Genomic DNA, 18,053 nt, shown 5'->3' with positions numbered 1-18,053 from the left:
GCGGGCATGAGCGGCCGCGTCCGGAAGACACGGCAGCGGCGCGTAGCGAAGGTGGATCAAGCGATCCCGCGACTCTGTGGTCGCTGCATCGCGCCGCGCAGCCCGGCAAGTGATCTTTGAAGTTTAAGGAGCAGACAAATCCGGTTGAATCGCCTGATTCTTAATTTCTCTCAAGATGATCTGAAAGTTATCGGATACCGGTTCGGCGTCACAGCAAGCCGCGCAGATACGCGTCCCATTCGCCGATGCGCCTGTCCCACGAATAGAAGCGCGTGAAGTATTCAACCTGCTGCGCGCGCAGGCGCTCGTCGTCGGCGCTGCGCCGCCGGACCGAGACGATGGCGGAATCCAGCGCCGCCGCGAAACGCTGCGCATGAACCTGGATGTTTTCCGTGAACGGATAGAGCTGCGCGTAGTTCGCGCAGGTCTCCGGCAAACCGCCGTACGCCGCGCACACCGTGAGACAGCCCGCCGACATCGCCTCGATGGCCGCGATGCAGCTCGTCTCCCGTTCGATGTTCGGGTACGCGAAAATGTCAGACTCGCCGAGCATGTCGCGCACGACCGCGTTCGGCTGCGCGCCGTGATAGCGGATGCGCGGATGCGCCCGGCATCGCTCGAATAGCGGCCGATACGGCGCGTCGCGCTCCGTCCAGTCGTAGATGCTGAAGCTCGAGAACACGTCGAGTTCGATGTCGGCGTGGCGCGCCGCGAGATACTCGAACACGGGCACGAGGATTTCGAGGCCGCGGTTCGGTGTCGTGTGGTAGATCAGACGGATGCGCTCGCTGCGTCGCGGACGATAGGCGCCGAACGGCTCGATTGCGTTCTGCAGCACGGTCATTTCCGCATACGGCACGTTTGGAATCATCTGATACAGCGCCGCCTGATAGTGCGACACGCACACAATGCCTGCAAACGCCGCACGATTCTCCGCATGCTCCAGGAAGCTGGCTTCCTCCCGGCTCGGCTTGTCATGCAGCCAGAGAATCCGCTTACGATCGGGATCGAGCCAGCGCACGCGCGATGGAATGATCTGAAACTGTCGCGCCAGTTGCGGGTCGAGCCGCGCGTGAAGCGCCTGCAGCATCAACTCCGTGCCGCCGCGCGCCCGCACGCTCAATTCGTTCGCTTCCATGCTTCAGTACTCGCCGCCGATCGCCGTCTGCGGGCTCGCCGCGAGCGACGCGCCGAAATCACCGCGCCACGTGTAAATGCCCTGATGCGACAGCTTCGATTGCGTATCGGCGAACACGCGGCCGCCGATCTCGCGCCAGCGTCGGCAGAACGCATAGTCTTCGGACAGGTAGCGGTTCGTCGCGGGCTCGACCATCACGTCGAAAAAGCGATAGCAGTAGTCGTAGAGCGGCGAGTCGGGCGGACCGTCGGGCACGTATTTCAGTTCGGGCAGACGGGCGATCATCGTTTCGATCACGCTGCGCCGGATGCACATGAAGCCCGTCGGCGCTTCGCTGACTTCGAGAAAACCATCGCCGTCGATCGCGGAAGACACGCCGTCGTGCGCGTTCACGGGATAGCGCAGGTAACGCGCCGCGAACGTCTCCTGCGTGATGCCGGCGGGCAGCACACCGGGCCAGTCGAAGCGTTTGAGCGGATAGACACCGGCGACGACATCGCGATCGGCCAGCAGCAGGCGGAACACCTGATCGACGGAAAAGCCGATGTCCGCGTCGATCCAGAACAGATGCGTATAGCCGGGATCGAGCAGAAACTCGGCGACGGCTTCGTTGCGCGCACGCGTAATCAGGCTCTCGCCAGACCGGATCCGCACCGAACCCTGCATGCCCGTCGTCCACAGCGCGTTGTTGAGCGCGAGCAGACTGTTCGTGAAATTCGCCGCGAGATTGCCGCCGTAGCATGGCGTCATGAACAGCGGCTTCATCGATTGGAGTGCGGACGTGGGGAGCATGGATGTGATCTCGATCGAGGCAAAAAATGGACGTCGATCAGTATCGCTGACTATCCAAAAAATGACTGTAGGACCAGTCTTAATGCGATAAGCGGCGCTTTTCGAGACGTCCGTCAGCACGCCTTCGACAGGTTTGCGCGCGATCATCTCCTCGCCGGCCTTCCATCGCGTTCCGACGAAGCCGCGCTCTTTTTAGGACGCGTCTCATATTCGCCGGCACATCCGCGCGACAAACTCTTACGCCTTCGACATTCATCACGCAGCGTCACGCCTGCTGCGCCTTCCCCGTGAATCCGCTCCTGCTCAAACGATCCAGCATCGCCTGCTTCGCGTTTCTGACTTCCGCCTGCTCTTTTTTCGTCCCGCGCTCTGCGTCGTCGAGCGAGACACCCGCGGACAACGCGCTCGTCATCGCTTCCGCCCGCGAATTCGCGTACATGCCCGCGCGCGAAGGCCACATCACCTACGACCGGATCGCCAACACGGCGACGACGTCGATCCTGCTGAAGAAGAGCGTCGAAGCGGCCGTGCGCGATGCCGTCGTGTCCGCGTGGCGCAAATCGGGCATCACCGTGACCACGCACGACAAGCTGGTGCTGAGCGGCCGCATCGAAGTGCTGTCGGTCGACGACGCACGCTCGCCCGCCACGTGGTCGATGACGATCTGCTACTTCGTCACCAATGCATCGACGAAGGAAACCGTCTACGTGAAGAGCAATACCGTCCATCTGTACCGGCAGAAATTCTCCAACGCCGTGTTCGCACTCGACGACGTCGTCAAGCTCAGCATCGATACGATCGTCAGAGATCCGTCGTTCCATCGGGCGCTTCAGCCCGTGCAGTAACGCGCCTTCGCGGCGCACCGCCTACCGCTGCGACCCAGACGCAGCCGGCTTTTCGCTACAATCCAGACTTCCCATCCGAATCCGCCGCCGCGCGACGCGCCATCGAAACGCGCCTGCCCGCAGCGGTCATCCGAGCGAGCCGTCATGTCCCTCACCGCCTGGCTGTTCTTTCTCCCTGCGTGCTTCGCGATCAACATGGCGCCGGGCCCCAACAACCTGCTGTCGATCAACGTCGCGGCGCGGCACGGCTTCATGACGGCGTTCGTCGCAGGAAGCGGGCGGCTGGTCGCGTTCGCGGGCATGCTCGTGCTGGCGGCGACGGGCCTCGCCGTCGTGCTGCACGCGTCCGAGCTGTTTTTCCTCGCGATCAAGCTGACGGGCGCCGCTTATCTGATCTGGCTCGCCATCCAGCTGTGGCGCAGCGACGCGGGACCGATGGACGCGATGAAACAGGACGACGCGTCGCTGTGGCGCATCGCGCGTCAGGAATGCTTCGTGGCGGCGGGCAATCCGAAGGCGATTCTGGTGTTCACCGCGTTCCTGCCGCAATTCGTCGATATCTCGAAGCCGATGCTGCCGCAGTTCGCCGTGCTCGGCGCGAGCTTCCTCGTACTCGAATGGTTCGCGATCGCGCTGTATTCGTGGGCGGGCATGCATCTCGGCAAGTGGCTGACGCGCGCCACCGTGCGCCGCTGGTTCAACCGATGCTGCGGCGCGTTTCTCGGCGCGATCGGCGTGAGTTTTCTGCTGGTGCGGCGCACCACCTGAACGCCCGCTTCACACGCATCGTCATACAAAAAAAGCGGATCGTTCGATCCGCTTTTTTGATGGCGACGTTGGCGTCAATGCTCGATGGCCAGCCAGATCGCTTTCGGTTCCGTGAAGTTCTCGATCGCGACATCGCCGTGTTCGCGGCCGAAGCCCGAATCGCCCGAACCGCCCCACGGCAGGCGCACGTCGGTATAGCCATATGTGTTGATCCACACGGTGCCCGCCTTGAGCGCATGCGCGACCCGATGCACGCGGCCGATATCCGCGCTCCACACACCCGCCGCAAGGCTGTACGCCGTGCCGTTCGCGATGCGCACGGCATCCTCTTCGTCGTCGAAGCGCACGACGCTCGCCACCGGCCCGAAGATTTCCTCCTGCGAGATGCGCATCTCGTGCTCGACGTTCGCGAACACTGTCGGCTCGACAAAGAAGCCCTTTTGACCGATCCGCGCGCCGCCCGTCACGATCGACGCGCCCTCTTTGCGGCCGATCTCCACGTAATCGAGCACGGTCTTCATCTGCGCGGCGGACACGAGCGGGCCCATCGTCGTTTCGCGCTCGTTGGGATCGCCGACCTTGATTCCTTGTGCGCGCGCCGCGAGCCGTTCGACCACTTCATCGTAGACGTCGCGATGCGCAAGAATGCGCGAGCCCGCCGAACACACCTGCCCTGTGTTGAAGAAAATGCCGGAAGCCGCCGCGCGCACGGCGTTGTCGATGTTCGCGTCGGCGAAAATCACATTCGCCGACTTGCCGCCCAGCTCCAGCGTCACGCGCTTGAAGTTGCCCGCGGCGCCTTGCAGAATGCCGCGCCCCACCGACGGCGAGCCCGTGAACGTCACCTTGTCGATGTCCGGATGCGCGACGATCGCATCGCCGACCACCCGCCCCTTGCCCGTCACGATGTTCAGCACGCCGGGCGGCACGCCCGCCTCCAGCGCGAGTTCGCCAACACGCAGCGCGGACAGCGGCGTGATCTCGGCGGGCTTGACGACCATCGTGCAGCCGCACGCGAGCGCGGGCGCGATCTTCCACATGCCGATCATCAGCGGGAAATTCCACGGCACGATCGCTCCGACCACGCCGACGGGCTCTCGGATCGTGTAGGTGAGCGCGTCGGGACGAACGGGCACGACCTGGCCGTTGATCTTGTCGCACCAGCCCGCGTAGTACGCAAGCGTGTCGATGGCGGCGGGCACGTCCTGCCGTTTGACGGCCGCCAGCGGCTTGCCCGCGTCGAGGCTTTCGAGCGCGGCGATTTCGTCCTGGTGCTCGCGCAGCAGTTCGGAGAAGCGCATCAGGATGCGGCCGCGCTCGGCCGCGCGCATGCCGTTCCAGACCTTGAGGGCGGCGCGCGCGGCCTTGACGGCCGTGTCGACATCCTGCGCGCTGCCTTGTGCGACGAGCGCTATCGGCTCTTCCGTCGCGGGGTTGATATTGACTGAATATTCGCCCGTGCCGGGCGGCAGCCGCTTACCGTCGATGAGAAGATCATGGCGTCTGAGGTCGGTTTCAGTGTCCATCTCGTGCTCCTTGCGATTGGCGATATTGCGTATTCGCGAACCGTCGACTGAACCGCCCGCACCCGCGCTATGAGGCCCGCATCAGCGCCTCGTCATCGGGTACGCACGGCATCGGTTCGTGTGTGGCTCCTTTTAATGTTGAGTGTGCAGTTGCTGTGCCAGTGTTCGCGGACGCGCCGGCATGGGCGGGCAATTCCTTGCCGGAAAACAGCGACCACACGGCTTCCGCATTCGGACGCAACGAGCGGTTGCGGCGCCGCACGAGCATCGTCGTCACGGACACTTCAGGCACGAGCGGACGCGCGACGAGCGAAGCCGGCAACGCGGCGCCATGCGGATCGACGGGCAGTACGCCGATCCCGAGACCCAGTTCGATCATACGCAACGCCGCGGCGAGATGTCCGCACTCGTTGGCGCGGGCGGCATCGATACGATGCGTGTTCAGCGCGCGCTCCGTCACGTTGCGCGTGCCCGCCTCCGCATTGAGCGTGACGAGCTGCGTCACGCTGCGGCTGTTGCGCAGCGCTTCCCAGTGCACGGCGGCGCCGGATGCGAGCGGATGCGCATGCGGCAACACCGCGCACAACGGCGTCGACACGAGCGGCTGCATGTGGAAGGCATCGGCGCCCGCGACGTTCGCGTCGCAGAGCACGCCGAAATCGACTTCGCCCTGCTCGATGGCTGCGAGCACGGCGTGTTGAGGCTGTTCTTTCGCAGTGACGATCAGGTCGGGGAAATGCGCGGCGCTGCGCGCAAGCCGCTCGGGCAGCCAGCCCGACGACGTCACGGGATCGCACGCGACCACGACGAGCCCGGTGTGCTCTTCGTGTGCGGCGCGCTCCTCGCGCAAGGTCAGCTCGATTTCCTCGATCAGGCGCCCAATGCGCCGCTCGAGCCGCGAGCCCGCTGTCGTCAGTTCGACCTGACGCGTCGTGCGGTCGAAGAGGCGCAAGGCGATCGACTCTTCGAGTTCGCGCACGCACCGGCTCACGGCCGACTGTGTCAGGTCGAACTCGCGCGCCGCACGGGTGAAGCTCCGCTGACGCGCGACGGCGACGAACACCTTCAATTGCTGCAACGATACGTTCATGTGTTCACGTCGCCATGTTGAAGTGATACGGGTTTATTCGCCCGTCTGTTCCGGCCAGTGCCGCAGGCCCGGTCCATTGGCCGCGAGTTCCGGCTCGAGTTCGTGAGACCTTTCGTTCGATGAAGCGATCCAGCGGGCGCGCATCGGTGCGAGCACGAACTTGGCCGACACGCCCGCTGCGATCGTGATCACGGCCGAGACGATGAACACGAGGTTCCAGCCGCCCGTCGCCGCGAGCACCGACGCGATCGGCACGATCAGCGAGGCCGTGCCCTTTGCCGTATAAAGCGTGCCCGCATTCGCCGCCGCGTACTTGCTGCCGAACGTGTCCGCGCAGATCGCCGGGAAGATCGAGAAGATCTCGCCCCAGAACAGGAAGATCAATGCCGCGAACGTCATGAACGCATACGGGTTCTGGCCGTACTGCATCAGGCCCAGCAGCGCGAGACCTTCGCCGATGAAGATCGCGAACATCGTGTTTTCACGGCCGATCTTGTCCGAGATGAAGCCGCACAGCGGACGCGTGAAGCCATTGCAGATGTTGTCGATCGACAGCGTCATCGTCAGCAGCGGCAGCGTGGCGCCGAACAGCGTCATCGGCAGTTTGGCAAGGCCCCAGTCTTTCGCGATCGGACCAATCTGCGCCGTCGCCATCAGACCGCCTGCCGCGACCGCGACGAACGATGCATAGATCACCCAGAACACGGGCGCCTTGATCATCTGGCCCGGCGTGTAGTCCTGCTTTGTCACCGCGAACTTGCGCTTGACGGCGGCGACCTTCACGCCCTCCGGCTTTCTCAGCAGCAGCGCCAGCACGAAGATCGCGACGCCCTGCAGGATGCCGAAGAACAGGAACGTGTGCTCGTAGCCCTTGGCTGTGATCATGTTCGCAATGGGAATCACCGTCACAGCGGCGCCTGCGCCGAAGCCCGCAGCCGTCAGACCGGCCGCGAGACCGCGCTTGTCCGGGAACCACTTCAGCGCATTGCCGACGCACGTGCCGTACACGCCGCCCGCGCCGATACCGGCGATGACAGACGCGACATACAGCTCCGGCAGCGTGGTCGCAAACGAATTCATCACCCACGCAAGGCCTGCGCAGATCGCGCCGCCCGCGACGACGGGACGCGGACCGAAGCGGTCGACCAGCCATCCTTCGATGGGCACCAGCCACGTCTCGGTCAGAATGAAGATCGAGAACGCGAGCTGAACTTCAGCCTGCCCCCAATGATGCTTTGCACTCATCGGTGCAACGAACAGCGTCCATGCGTACTGCAGGTTCGCGACGAGCCCCATGCATAGAATGCCGAATGCCAATTGCCACCAACGGCTGCGCCAGAACGCAACCGGAGCTTGCTGTGAAATGCTGTTCATGTGCCTGTCTCCGCTATCTATTTAGGGCAGCCGGCCAAAGCGCCGGTCTGTATGCATGCCACCTTATAGTTGTGCCCCGACCAGAGTGCTTCGGGGATATTCGCAATACCAATTCCACTTCTTCTTTTTTAAAAACCTTTAAGCCGATTTAGCGGTTCCTTTATCCGATCGATAAAAAAGTGCCGGTCATCTGTTCTCGTTATCGCCGCATCGGAGCCTTGTTTTAGGCGTTAACCCGATGCTTGCGCTGCGAATCGTCCATTACAGAATCCATGCTAGGGTCAATGCTGAATTACTGATAATTAAAGTTTGTTACCATGAAGATTCATCTTCGCTTATACATCTGCCATGACAATGCGTAACGCGACCCTGCGTCAGCTGAAGGTCTTCGAAACAGTGGCGCGACATCTGAGCTTTTCGCGCGCGGCGGAGGAACTGCACCTCACGCAGCCCGCTGTCTCCACCCAGGTCCGGCAGCTTGAAGAGCATGCGGGCCTGCCGCTTTTCGAGCAGCTCGGCAAGAAAATCTACCTGACGCCGGCAGGCACGGAGATGCTTCACTACAGCCGCGCGATCATTCAGCAATTTCATGAAGTCGATGAAGCGATGGGCCAGCTCAAGGGCGTATCGGGCGGCAAGCTGAATGTCGCGGTGATCAGTGCGGGCGACTACTTCTTTCCGCGTTTGCTCGCAGAATTCACGCGCCGCTATGCGGGCGTCGAACTGAATCTTGCCGTGCACAATCGCGAAGAGCTGCTGCATCAGTTGTCGACCAACCAGACCGATCTCGCGGTGATGGTGCGTCCGCCGCAGGAAATGGACGCGATCAACGAAGCGTTCGCGCCGCATCCCTATGTGATCGTCGCGGCGCCCACTCATCCGCTTGCGAGCAAGCGCAACATCAAGCTCAGCCAGCTGGCGAGCGAAGCGTTCGTTGTGCGCGAGCGCGGTTCCGACACATGGAATTCGATGGAAGAGGGCTTTGCGGGCCGGCTGACGAACCTCAAGATCGCGATGGAGATCAAGAGCACGGAGACGATCAAGCAGGCCGTGATCGCGGGCATGGGCATCGCGTTTCTGTCGGCGCATACGATCAGTCTCGAGCTGCAGGTCGGACATCTCGTCGTGCTCGATGTCGAGGGTTTTCCCGTGATGCTCAACTGGTACGTCGTGCATCGCAAGAACAAGCGGCTGCCGCCCGTCGCCGAGGCCTTCAAGCGTTTTCTGATGGAAGAAGGCGCGAATCTGATCGAGCAGATTACGCGCGTGAATCAACTGGCCGTCCATAAATGACACGCTATGGATTGCCAATAAAACTTTAACTATTGCAGATTCGTTGCGGCTTCTATGCTTCTGTCGAACGTCGTCCCCCGACTTAGGAGCATTGCAATGAACCAGTCTGCCGATCTGCACAATGAAGCGCTGCTGAGCGCCTACAACGCCGCGTTCAGCGATCTGGGCCTGCGCTTTCGCTGGAGCCAGGCCACGCTCGATTTCTTCGACGACGTCAGCAATGAAGTGGCGCGCATCACGGCGTACATCGAGCGCTTTCATGCGCATCTGCTGAACGCCTATGACGCCGACTTTCTCGCGCAGCTGATCTTCGACAGGAAGAATCAGTTCTATCGCGCGTCCACGGCTCAATGACGCAGGGTTGCAGTTCATCGATGGTTCTCTCCGGCGTCCGCGCAGTGTGCATCCAAAGGATCGCGCAGCGCGGACGTCATGCATTTCCCAAGTGAAGTCTCAATGGCGTTTCAGCTGATGGCGTTGACGGCTTCGCACCCGCAGCGCCGCATGCGCCAGATGCGCGTTTCTCGCCGATGACAGACAACGTGCCTGCGTACGGAGCGGATTGCTCGTATACGTCCAGCGTTGCGTGAAATCGTCGGAAGGTTGCATGCGCGCTGCGTCGCCGTCCCACGCTACACGCAGCGACGCGCTGCGCCGCGCCAACATGCCGCAATGCGCCGGCGCGCGCATATTGTGTTCATGTGTCGTCAGCATCACGTGTGCCCCGAGCGCCGCAGCGAGCAGACTGACCGCGAACAGCGCCGCGACGCCCGGCAGTTGTGCGGGTTCGTTGACAAAAGCGTAACCAAGCCAGATACACAATCCCAATGCGAGCAGATCGACGATCTTGTCGCCCGCAGCCGCTTGCCGCGCGCTTCGCCTGCCATGCGTGAGCCGTTTGACGAACACGATCGACGCGATCGCGAACATCAAGGCGCCCGAAAAGACGAACACATACAACTCGAGGCGCTCGAGTCCCGACCACGCGATGAAGTCCGCACCATCCGGCATCTCATCTCCTTGCGTTGCGCATTTGCGCCAGTTCGATTCTTTTGCTCTGCTAGTTGACCCGATCTTTTCTCAGGTCTTTTCTCAGATCTTTTGCTCAGATCGCGCCTGCTGTCCTGAGCGCTTCGATCTGTGCCGGCGAATAGCCGAGTTCGGCCATCACTTCGTCGGTGTGTTCGCCGAGCAGCGGCGAACGCGTCACTTCCGTCGGGCTGTCCGACAGCTTGATCGGATTGCCCACCGTCAGATACTTGCCGCGCACCGGGTGATCGACTTCGACGATCGTGCCTGTCTTACGCAGCGATTCGTCGTCTGCGATTTCCTTCATCGACAGAATCGGGCCGCACGGAATGTCGTACTTGTTGAGGATTTCCATCGCCTCGAACTTCGTCTTCGTCATCGTCCAGCGCTCGACTTCCGCGAAGATTTCCTTCAGGCGCGGCAGGCGTGCATTCGGCGTCGCGTACTCAGGATCCGTCGCCCACTCTTCCTTGCCGATCACGTTGCAGATCTTCACCCACACAGGGGCTTGCGTAATGAAGTAGATGTACGCGTTCGGATCGTGCTCCCAGCCCTTGCACTTGAGAATCCAGCCCGGCTGTCCGCCGCCCGATGCATTGCCCGCACGCGGCACGGCTTCGCCAAACGTGCCGTTCGGATATTGCGGGTACTCCTTCATCACGCCCGTGCGCTCCAGACGCTGCTGGTCGCGCAGCTTCACGCGGCACAGGTTCAGCACGCCGTCCTGCATCGCCGCGAGCACCTTCTGGCCGCGGCCCGTCATCGTGCGCTGGTAGAGCGCCGTGACGATGCCAAGCGCCAGATGCAGACCCGTGCCGCTGTCGCCGATCTGCGCACCCGTCACGACGGGCGGACCATCGTCGAAGCCCGTCGTCGACGCCGCGCCGCCCACGCACTGCGCGACGTTCTCGTAGACCTTGCAATCTTCGTACGGACCGGGACCGAAGCCCTTCACGGACGCCACGATCATCTTCGGATTGAGTTCCTGGATGCGCTCCCACGTGAAACCCATGCGATCGAGCGCGCCCGGCGCGAAGTTCTCCACCAGCACGTCGCACTTCTGGATCAGCGCCTCGAGCACGAGCTTGCCTTCGGGGTTCTTCGTGTCGATGGTCACCGAACGCTTGTTGTGGTTGAGCATCGTGAAGTACAGGCTGTCGGCGTCCGGCACATCGCGCAGCTGTTCGCGCGTGATGTCGCCTGCGCCTGCGCGCTCCACCTTGATCACGTCCGCGCCGAACCATGCGAGCAGCTGCGTGCAGGTCGGCCCCGATTGCACGTGCGTGAAATCGAGAATGCGCACACCGTCGAGTGCTTTGCCCATGTTGTCTCCCTTCCGAGCACTTGACGCTCTTATTTCGATCGTCCTTGTTCAATACGGTATGTGATATATCTAATCGCTGCAAGCGCTTTCACTTCCGTAAGCAGAATCCCGTAAAAACGTCTGAAGCCTTTACTGACAAGGCATCGCGACCGAAACGGAAATTAAGCGGCAATTTCACAAAGGGAAAACCCCGATCCGTTTCTCCGCTTGAGTAACTCTGATATATCACATACCATATTTCTACCCTGAGCCGACCGCCCACTCTTTTACGCCGTCAGGCGTCGAATTCAACCAGCGAGGAGACAGGTGAATATCCACGAATATCAGGCGAAGGAACTGCTGAAAGGCTATGGCGTCGCCGTGCCGAACGGTCGCGTCGCGTTCACGCCGCAGGAAGCCGAAGACGCGGCGCTCGCGCTGGGCGGCGCGGTGTGGGTCGTCAAGTCGCAGATTCATGCGGGCGGGCGCGGCGCAGGCCGCTTCACCGACGATCCGAACGGCAAAGGCGGCGTGCGCGTCGTGGAAACGGTCAGCGACGTCGGTTCGAATGCCGCGCAGATGCTGTCGCACGTGCTCGTCACGAAGCAGACGGGACCGGCGGGCCGCGAAGTGAAACGCGTATATGTCGAGGAAGGCTGCGCGATCGAACGCGAGCTGTATCTCGGCATGCTGATCGACCGCAGCACGTCGCGCATCACGGTGATGGCGTCGACGGAAGGCGGCATGGAGATCGAGGAAGTCGCCGCGCACACGCCCGAGAAAATCCTCAAGGTCGCAATCGACCCGGCGACGGGCCTGCAGCCGTTCCACGCGCGCCAGCTCGCCTTCGGTCTCGGACTGACGGGCAAGCAGGTGAAGTCGGCGACGCAGTTCATCGCCAACGCGTACCGCGCGTTCGTCGAACTGGACGCGTCGATCGTCGAGATCAATCCGCTCGTCGTCACGCAGCAAGGCGACGTGATCGCACTCGACGCGAAGATCAATTTCGACGACAACGCCCTCTTCCGTCATCCGCTCATCGAAGCGCTGCGCGACGAAGCCGAAGAAGACGCCGCCGAACTCGAAGCCGCGAAGCACGGCCTCAACTACGTGACGCTCGACGGCAACATCGGCTGCATGGTGAACGGCGCGGGCCTCGCGATGGCGACGATGGACATCATCAAGCTCTATGGCGGCGAGCCGGCGAACTTTCTCGATGTCGGCGGCGGCGCGACCAGGGAGCGCGTCGCAACCGCGTTCCGTCTGATTCTGCGCGATCCGAAAGTCGAAGGAATTCTGGTCAACATCTTCGGCGGCATCATGCGCTGCGACGTGATCGCGGAAGGCGTGGTGAGCGCCGCGCGCGAAGTGGATCTGCGCGTGCCGCTCGTGGTGCGGCTGGAAGGCACGAACGTCGAACTCGGCAAACAGATTCTGCGCGACTCGGGCCTGCCCATTCTCTCAGCCGATCACCTCGCCGACGCGGCGAGCAAAGTGGTCGCCGCAGTCAAGGACAAGAACCACGCGGCAGCCGCGACGGAGGCAAACTGACATGGCCGTACTGATCGATCGCAATACCAAGGTGATCTGCCAGGGCTTCACCGGCTCGCAGGGCACGTTTCACTCCGAGCAGGCCGTCGCATACGGCACGCAGATGGTCGGCGGCGTCACGCCCGGCAAGGGCGGCACGTCGCATCTGGGTCTGCCCGTGTTCGATACCGTCGCCGATGCCGTCGGCGCAACGGGCGCGAATGCGTCCGTGATCTACGTGCCGCCGCCGATGGCCGCCGACGCGATTCTCGAAGCCGTCGATGCCGAAATCCCGCTCGTCGTCTGCATCACGGAAGGCATTCCCGTGATCGACATGGTTCGCGTCAAGCGCGCGCTGGCCGGTTCGGCGACGCGTCTGATCGGGCCGAACTGCCCGGGCGTCATCACGCCGGGCCAGTGCAAGATCGGCATCATGCCGGGGCACATTCACCGGCCGGGCAAGATCGGTGTGGTATCGCGCTCGGGCACGCTGACCTACGAAGCCGTCGCGCAAACCACCGCGGCGGGCCTCGGACAGACGACGTGCATCGGCATTGGCGGCGATCCCGTCAACGGCACGAACTTCATCGACTGCCTGGAGATGTTCCTCGCCGACGACGACACGGAAGGCATCATCATGATCGGCGAAATCGGCGGCTCCGCGGAAGAAGACGCGGCTCAGTTCATCAAGGACTCGCGCACGAACAAGCCCGTGGTCGGTTTCATCGCCGGCACGAGCGCGCCGCCCGGACGGCGGATGGGACATGCGGGCGCGATCATTTCGGGCGGCAAAGGCACGGCGGGCGCGAAGATCGACGCGATGCGCGCGGCGGGTATTCACGTCGCGCAGTCGCCGGCGGCGCTCGGCGAGACGATGCTCAAGGCCTTTCAGTAACGATGTGAGGATGTAAAAAACCAGCGGACTTTTCGGTCCGCTGGTTTTTTGAACTGAACCTTCCTGCAGCGCGCGCTCAGTCGAGAAAATCGCAATTCGCTTCGACAAACGCGGCCAGCCCCAGCGAGTGCTCGCGCACGAGACGCTCGGCGAGTTCCGTATCGCGCTTTTCCAGTGCTTCGATGATGCGCAGGTGGTCGACGATCGAGCGCGACGCGCGGTCGCTCTGCGAAATCGTCATGCGGCGAATCGCGCGCACGTGGATGAAGATGTTCTTGATGGTGTCGAGAATGATCTGCGACTTCGACAGCTCGACGATCGCCTGATGGAACGCGATGTTCGCATTCGAATATTCGGCGATGTGTTCTGCCGGCGTCGAATCGCGGAACTGGTCGAACATGTGACGCAGCTTCGCGATCTCTTCGTCCGACGCGTGCAAGGTGGCGAGACGCGCGGCCATGCTTTCGAGCGCGGCCCACATCTGGATCATCTCGACGATCTCGCGCTTGCTCTTGCGCACAATATAAATGCCGCGCCTCGGCACCATGCGGAGAAAACCTTCCTGCTCGAGTAACGTCATCGCCTCGCGCACGGGCGTGCGGCTCACGCCCAGCGATTCGCTCAGCGCGCGCTCGTCGAGGCGAATTTCTTCGTTCGACGCGTAAATATCGGCATCCGCGATGGCTTGACGCAACAACGCGTAAGCCTGATCGCGGAGGCTGGCGCTGTTGCCGATGGGCTGCAGCGCCAGAGGCAGGTTCAGTGCGGGTGTGGCCACTGCTGGGTTCGACCTTAGTTCGACGAGCCGACCGCGCCCATCGCGGCTTCGACACGTGCGCGGTACGGCGTGGCTTCACGCACCGTGGCGGCTTGCAGACCGACATAACGGCCGTGCTTCGAGGCCAGTTCGGCGACATCCTGCGGAATCCAGCGGGTCAGCAGCACGGTTGCGGCCGAACCCAGGCCCACGACAGCTACGGCGAAGAATGCGAGCGACACGAAATCCATTTGATGCTCCCGTCATTAAGTGATTGGATGACTCAATCATATGCTGCGTCGCGACAAAAATCAAGTATCTTGTATGTGATATATCAAATACTGTTGTTCAGCGGCGACAACAGTCTGAAGTTAGCACGCCGGGCGCGGAACCGCGACGGCTGGACGTCGGGCGGGAAACTGTACTTTTTTCCTGTGGCGCGAACTGTACTTTTGGGCGGGCTCGTCGACGGAAAAATAGAGGGTGAACCCGAATCCCAGGAAACGGCCGAAAAGCCTTTCCATGTGCTTACGCAGCAATACGCACGCCCGAATCGATTCGCCGACAAACTCAATGCCTGCGCATGCTGCGTCACGCCGTCACCTGCGGCCCGATGTCGCTTGAAATCGCTGCATCCCGCTTCGCACAACCCTTCCGGGCGCTTCCATATGCATTTAATTCTCATATTGCAAAGCGGGTCGGGTGCACCTATCGTCTCGCCATTGCCGAATCTGGCCACCCGCTAGCACAGTTTTAATATGTTGCAGCCCAGCATATGCGATGAAACTTGCGTTAGCTCAAGTTTCGGCAATTGCAACCGATAACCAGACGTTTAGCCCGATCGGAGACCGACCATGAGCAGCATTACTGAGCCCGGCGGCGACGCCCGCTCGCCATCATTCTTTGCCAAACAGGCAACGATCGCCCAACCTGGCTTTTCCCGCTGGATGGTGCCGCCTGCCGCCCTCGCCGTACATCTGTGTATCGGTCAGGCCTATGCGTTCTCCGTGTTCAACGGGCCGCTCACCAAAGTCATCGGCATCACGCAGTCCGCACCGGACGACTGGTCGCTGACCGCACTCGGCTGGATCTTCTCGCTGGCCATCGTGTTTCTCGGCCTGTCGGCGGCATTTGCCGGCAAGTGGCTCGAAAAAGTCGGCCCGCGCCGCACGATGTTCACGGCGGCCTGCTGCTTCGGCGGCGGCTTCATCGTCTCGGCGATCGGCGTGTGGATTCACCAGATTGCGCTGCTGTATCTCGGCTATGGCGTGCTCGGCGGAATCGGGCTTGGGCTCGGCTACGTGTCGCCCGTGTCGACGCTGATCCGCTGGTTCCCGGACCGCCGCGGCATGGCGACGGGCATGGCGATCATGGGCTTCGGCGGCGGCGCGATGATCGCCGCACCGCTGTCCGTCGCACTGATGAACCACTTCAAGAGCGCGACGAGCATCGGCGTGGCTGAAACGTTCATCGTGCTCGGCATTGCGTACTTCATCTCGATGACGATCGGTTCGCTCGCGATCCGCGTTCCGCCCGCAGACTGGAAGCCGGCCGGCTGGACGCCGCCCGCGACCACGGCGACGAAGATGATCACGCGCAACCACGTGCATATCGATCAGGCGCTGAAGACGCCCCAGTTCTATCTGATCTGGCTGGTGCTGTTCCTGAACGTGACGGCGGGCATCGGCATTCTCGGCCAGGCGTCGGTGATGATCCAGGAGAGCTTCAAGAACACGGTCAGCGCCGCGGCAGCCGCGGGCTTCGTCGGCCTGCTGTCGCTCTTCAACATGGGCGGCCGCTTCGTGTGGGCCTCGGCGTCGGATTACGTGGGCCGCAAGAACACGTACTTCATCTTCTTCGCGCTGGGCGCCGTGCTGTACTGGCTCGTGCCGAGCTTCGCGGCATCGGGCAACATCGCCCTCTTCGTGCTGTGCTACTGCGTGATTCTGTCGATGTACGGCGGCGGCTTCTCGACCGTGCCCGCGTACCTCGCCGACATGTTCGGCACCGCGTTCGTCGGCGGCATTCACGGCCGTCTGCTGACGGCGTGGGCGGCCGCGGGCGTCGCCGGCCCCGTGCTCGTCAACTACATCCGCGCCTATCAGGTCGCACATGGCGTCGCCAAGGCAGACGCCTACACGATGACCGTGCACATCATGACCGTGCTGCTCGTCATCGGCTTCATCTGCAACCTGCTCGTGAAGCACGTGAACGAAAAGCATCACATGACGGACGCGCAACTCGCATCCGCCAAATAAGGCCCGACACAGGAGAAAGACAATGTCGACGCAAAACGCTCATCCGACGAACAAGGGCCTCATGGTCGTGTTCTGGCTGTATGTGCTGATTCCGCTGACGTGGGGCGTGGTCAACACGCTGCTGCAGGCGATGAAGCTGTTCGGCTAAGCCGCTTCAGCATCAGCATCGATTGAAGAAAGACCGGGCATCGCTGCCCGGTCTTTTTTTTGACGGCTAGAATTCCGGCGCTCGCGCGGGCTGCAGTTGCAGCGGGAACGTGATCTCGAACGTCGTGCCGACGCCGCGCTGCGAATCGAAGCGCAGTTCGCCGTCCAGCATGCGGCACAACTCCTTGACGATCGCGAGGCCCAGACCCGCGCCGGGCACGTCGTCGTCGTTCGCGCGCTCGAATTCCCTGAACACGCGATCGCGGTCGCCAGCGCCGATACCCACTCCCGTATCCGAGACCCGCAGACACCATGCGTCGTTGCCGCTCGCTCGCATGTCGAGCGTGACCTCGCCCGCCTTCGTGTACTTGACGGCATTCGTGAGCAGATTGATCGCGATCTGCTTGAGCTTCAGACGATTCGACTGCACCGACGCGAGCTGTTCGTCGAACGATGCATTCAGCTCGAGCCCTTTTTCGCGGATGGTCGGACCGCACGAGGCGACCAGTTCGTCGAACAGCGCATGCAGATCGACGGATTCGATGGCGGGCTGATTCGTGTCGCCGAGCACGACCGAATACTCGACCAGTTCGTCGACGAGCACTTTCATGTCGGCGGCCTGCCGGGTCGCCAGCGCGAGCGCGGCTTCCGTTTTTGCCGGCGCGCGCGCGACGAGTTGCAGCGCCATCGAAAACACGTTGAGAAAATTTCGCAAGTCATGCACGACGCTGCGCGTGATCTGCATGCGCGATTCGTACAGTTCGCCGACCAGCTTCTGCTTGAGTAACAGCTCGTGATTCGCGCGTTCGAGCCGCCCCGTGTATTCGTCGATCTTGCGGTCGCGCTCCGTCACGACTTCACGCACCGACGTCAGCGTGACGAAACTCACGGACTCGTCGATGAAATAGCGCGCGCGTTCTTCGTAACGCCGCGAGAAACCGGGATGCGCTTCCGCGTACTGCACGACCGCGCCCATCAGCGTCTGGCGGAACAGATCGAGCTCGCGCACGAGTTCGTCGATGCGATAGCCCTGTTTCCAGCGCATTTTGCCGTGCAGCCGCGCCTTGCGTTCGATCTCGGGTTCGACTTCTTCGAGATCCTGCTGCTCGAGCGCGCTGCAGATGGAATCGAGTATGTCGGGTACATGATCCGACAATTGCTCGTTGGTCAGGCGGTCGGATTCCGTCAGCTCGACGTCGCTGAACACCGATTTCAGCCAGCGTTCGGTGAATTCGACCTCGTGCTTGCGGATATACCCGGCAAATGCACCGAGCGGTCGTGATTGCGTCGTGGCCATAGTGTCGCTCG

19 protein-coding genes are annotated in these 18,053 nt (G+C 62.2%); 8 read left to right on the top strand and 11 right to left on the bottom strand.

Features of this window, described 5'->3' with window-relative positions; genetic code table 11:
• Nucleotides 1-208: 208 nt before the first annotated feature.
• The 3 genes from FRZ40_RS26530 to FRZ40_RS45125 all read right to left on the bottom strand — a co-directional run bounded on the left by FRZ40_RS26530 (nt 209) and on the right by FRZ40_RS45125 (nt 2,369).
• Nucleotides 209-1,138, bottom strand: coding sequence for a glycosyltransferase family 4 protein (locus FRZ40_RS26530; protein ID WP_147236103.1), 930 nt, complete (start codon nt 1,136-1,138; stop codon nt 209-211).
• Between the two features lie 3 nt (nt 1,139-1,141).
• Nucleotides 1,142-1,930, bottom strand: coding sequence for a hypothetical protein (locus FRZ40_RS26525; protein ID WP_147236102.1), 789 nt, complete (start codon nt 1,928-1,930; stop codon nt 1,142-1,144).
• 265 nt (nt 1,931-2,195) lie between these two features.
• Nucleotides 2,196-2,369, bottom strand: coding sequence for a hypothetical protein (locus FRZ40_RS45125; protein ID WP_231516089.1), 174 nt, complete (start codon nt 2,367-2,369; stop codon nt 2,196-2,198).
• Between FRZ40_RS45125 and FRZ40_RS26520 the strand changes: the two genes are divergently transcribed.
• Both FRZ40_RS26520 and FRZ40_RS26515 read left to right on the top strand, forming a co-directional pair.
• Complete coding sequence (locus FRZ40_RS26520; protein WP_240057287.1) at nt 2,368-2,775, top strand: hypothetical protein; 408 nt, start codon at nt 2,368-2,370, stop codon at nt 2,773-2,775. The two genes, FRZ40_RS45125 and FRZ40_RS26520, sit on opposite strands and share 2 nt — an antisense overlap.
• 144 nt (nt 2,776-2,919) lie before the next feature.
• The gene (locus tag FRZ40_RS26515; RefSeq protein ID WP_028366427.1) at nt 2,920-3,543 is read left to right on the top strand and encodes a LysE family translocator; all 624 of its coding nucleotides are present in this window, start codon (nt 2,920-2,922) and stop codon (nt 3,541-3,543) included.
• A 74-nt stretch (nt 3,544-3,617) separates the two neighbouring features.
• Here FRZ40_RS26515 and FRZ40_RS26510 read toward each other — a convergent pair whose 3' ends face one another.
• From FRZ40_RS26510 to oxlT, 3 genes are all read right to left on the bottom strand, one after another.
• A complete protein-coding gene (locus FRZ40_RS26510; RefSeq protein ID WP_147236100.1) occupies nt 3,618-5,069 on the bottom strand; it encodes an aldehyde dehydrogenase family protein in 1,452 nt (483 codons plus the stop codon).
• Nucleotides 5,070-5,136: 67 nt separating this feature from the next.
• A complete protein-coding gene (locus FRZ40_RS26505; protein ID WP_147236099.1) occupies nt 5,137-6,159 on the bottom strand; it encodes a LysR family transcriptional regulator in 1,023 nt (340 codons plus the stop codon).
• 33 nt (nt 6,160-6,192) lie between these two features.
• Nucleotides 6,193-7,533, bottom strand: coding sequence for an oxalate/formate MFS antiporter (gene oxlT / locus FRZ40_RS26500; protein WP_028366430.1), 1,341 nt, complete (start codon nt 7,531-7,533; stop codon nt 6,193-6,195).
• A gap of 348 nt (nt 7,534-7,881) precedes the next feature.
• Between oxlT and FRZ40_RS26495 the strand changes: the two genes are divergently transcribed.
• Both FRZ40_RS26495 and FRZ40_RS26490 read left to right on the top strand, forming a co-directional pair.
• Nucleotides 7,882-8,826: a LysR family transcriptional regulator gene (locus tag FRZ40_RS26495; protein ID WP_028366431.1), complete on the top strand. Its 945-nt coding sequence runs from the start codon at nt 7,882-7,884 to the stop codon at nt 8,824-8,826.
• A gap of 96 nt (nt 8,827-8,922) precedes the next feature.
• Entirely contained in the window at nt 8,923-9,180 is a 258-nt protein-coding gene (locus FRZ40_RS26490) for a hypothetical protein (RefSeq protein ID WP_028366432.1), read from the top strand.
• A gap of 99 nt (nt 9,181-9,279) precedes the next feature.
• Here the strand turns inward: FRZ40_RS26490 and FRZ40_RS26485 are convergent, their stop codons facing one another.
• Nucleotides 9,280-9,837, bottom strand: a complete 558-nt coding sequence (locus tag FRZ40_RS26485; RefSeq protein ID WP_028366433.1) for a hypothetical protein — start codon at nt 9,835-9,837, stop codon at nt 9,280-9,282.
• 94 nt (nt 9,838-9,931) lie between these two features.
• A complete protein-coding gene (gene frc / locus FRZ40_RS26480) occupies nt 9,932-11,179 on the bottom strand; it encodes a formyl-CoA transferase (RefSeq protein ID WP_147236098.1) in 1,248 nt (415 codons plus the stop codon).
• Between the two features lie 306 nt (nt 11,180-11,485).
• Here frc and sucC point away from each other — a divergent pair, with 306 nt between their 5' ends.
• Together sucC and sucD are read left to right on the top strand one after the other, a co-directional pair.
• On the top strand, nt 11,486-12,709 hold the full coding sequence (sucC, locus tag FRZ40_RS26475) for an ADP-forming succinate--CoA ligase subunit beta (RefSeq protein ID WP_147236097.1): 1,224 nt from the start codon (nt 11,486-11,488) through the stop codon (nt 12,707-12,709).
• Nucleotide 12,710: 1 nt separating this feature from the next.
• Nucleotides 12,711-13,583: a succinate--CoA ligase subunit alpha gene (gene sucD, locus FRZ40_RS26470; RefSeq protein ID WP_147236096.1), complete on the top strand. Its 873-nt coding sequence runs from the start codon at nt 12,711-12,713 to the stop codon at nt 13,581-13,583.
• Nucleotides 13,584-13,659: 76 nt separating this feature from the next.
• On the opposite strand, the gene FRZ40_RS26465 is transcribed toward sucD, so the two are convergent.
• Complete coding sequence (locus FRZ40_RS26465) at nt 13,660-14,361, bottom strand: GntR family transcriptional regulator (protein WP_420873883.1); 702 nt, start codon at nt 14,359-14,361, stop codon at nt 13,660-13,662.
• 14 nt (nt 14,362-14,375) lie between these two features.
• Nucleotides 14,376-14,591, bottom strand: a complete 216-nt coding sequence (locus FRZ40_RS26460) for a hypothetical protein (RefSeq protein WP_028368928.1) — start codon at nt 14,589-14,591, stop codon at nt 14,376-14,378.
• 603 nt (nt 14,592-15,194) lie between these two features.
• On the opposite strand from FRZ40_RS26460, the gene FRZ40_RS26455 reads away from it, so the two are divergent.
• Complete coding sequence (locus tag FRZ40_RS26455) at nt 15,195-16,598, top strand: L-lactate MFS transporter (protein ID WP_028368929.1); 1,404 nt, start codon at nt 15,195-15,197, stop codon at nt 16,596-16,598.
• Between the two features lie 22 nt (nt 16,599-16,620).
• Nucleotides 16,621-16,746, top strand: coding sequence for an MFS transporter small subunit (locus FRZ40_RS26450; RefSeq protein WP_028368930.1), 126 nt, complete (start codon nt 16,621-16,623; stop codon nt 16,744-16,746).
• A 66-nt stretch (nt 16,747-16,812) separates the two neighbouring features.
• On the opposite strand, the gene FRZ40_RS26445 is transcribed toward FRZ40_RS26450, so the two are convergent.
• Nucleotides 16,813-18,042, bottom strand: coding sequence for a sensor histidine kinase (locus FRZ40_RS26445; protein WP_147236095.1), 1,230 nt, complete (start codon nt 18,040-18,042; stop codon nt 16,813-16,815).
• Nucleotides 18,043-18,053 lie beyond the last annotated feature (11 nt).

Source organism: Paraburkholderia azotifigens (assembly GCF_007995085.1).
Taxonomy (GTDB): domain Bacteria; phylum Pseudomonadota; class Gammaproteobacteria; order Burkholderiales; family Burkholderiaceae; genus Paraburkholderia; species Paraburkholderia azotifigens.
This window is presented reverse-complemented; position numbering and strand designations above follow the sequence as displayed.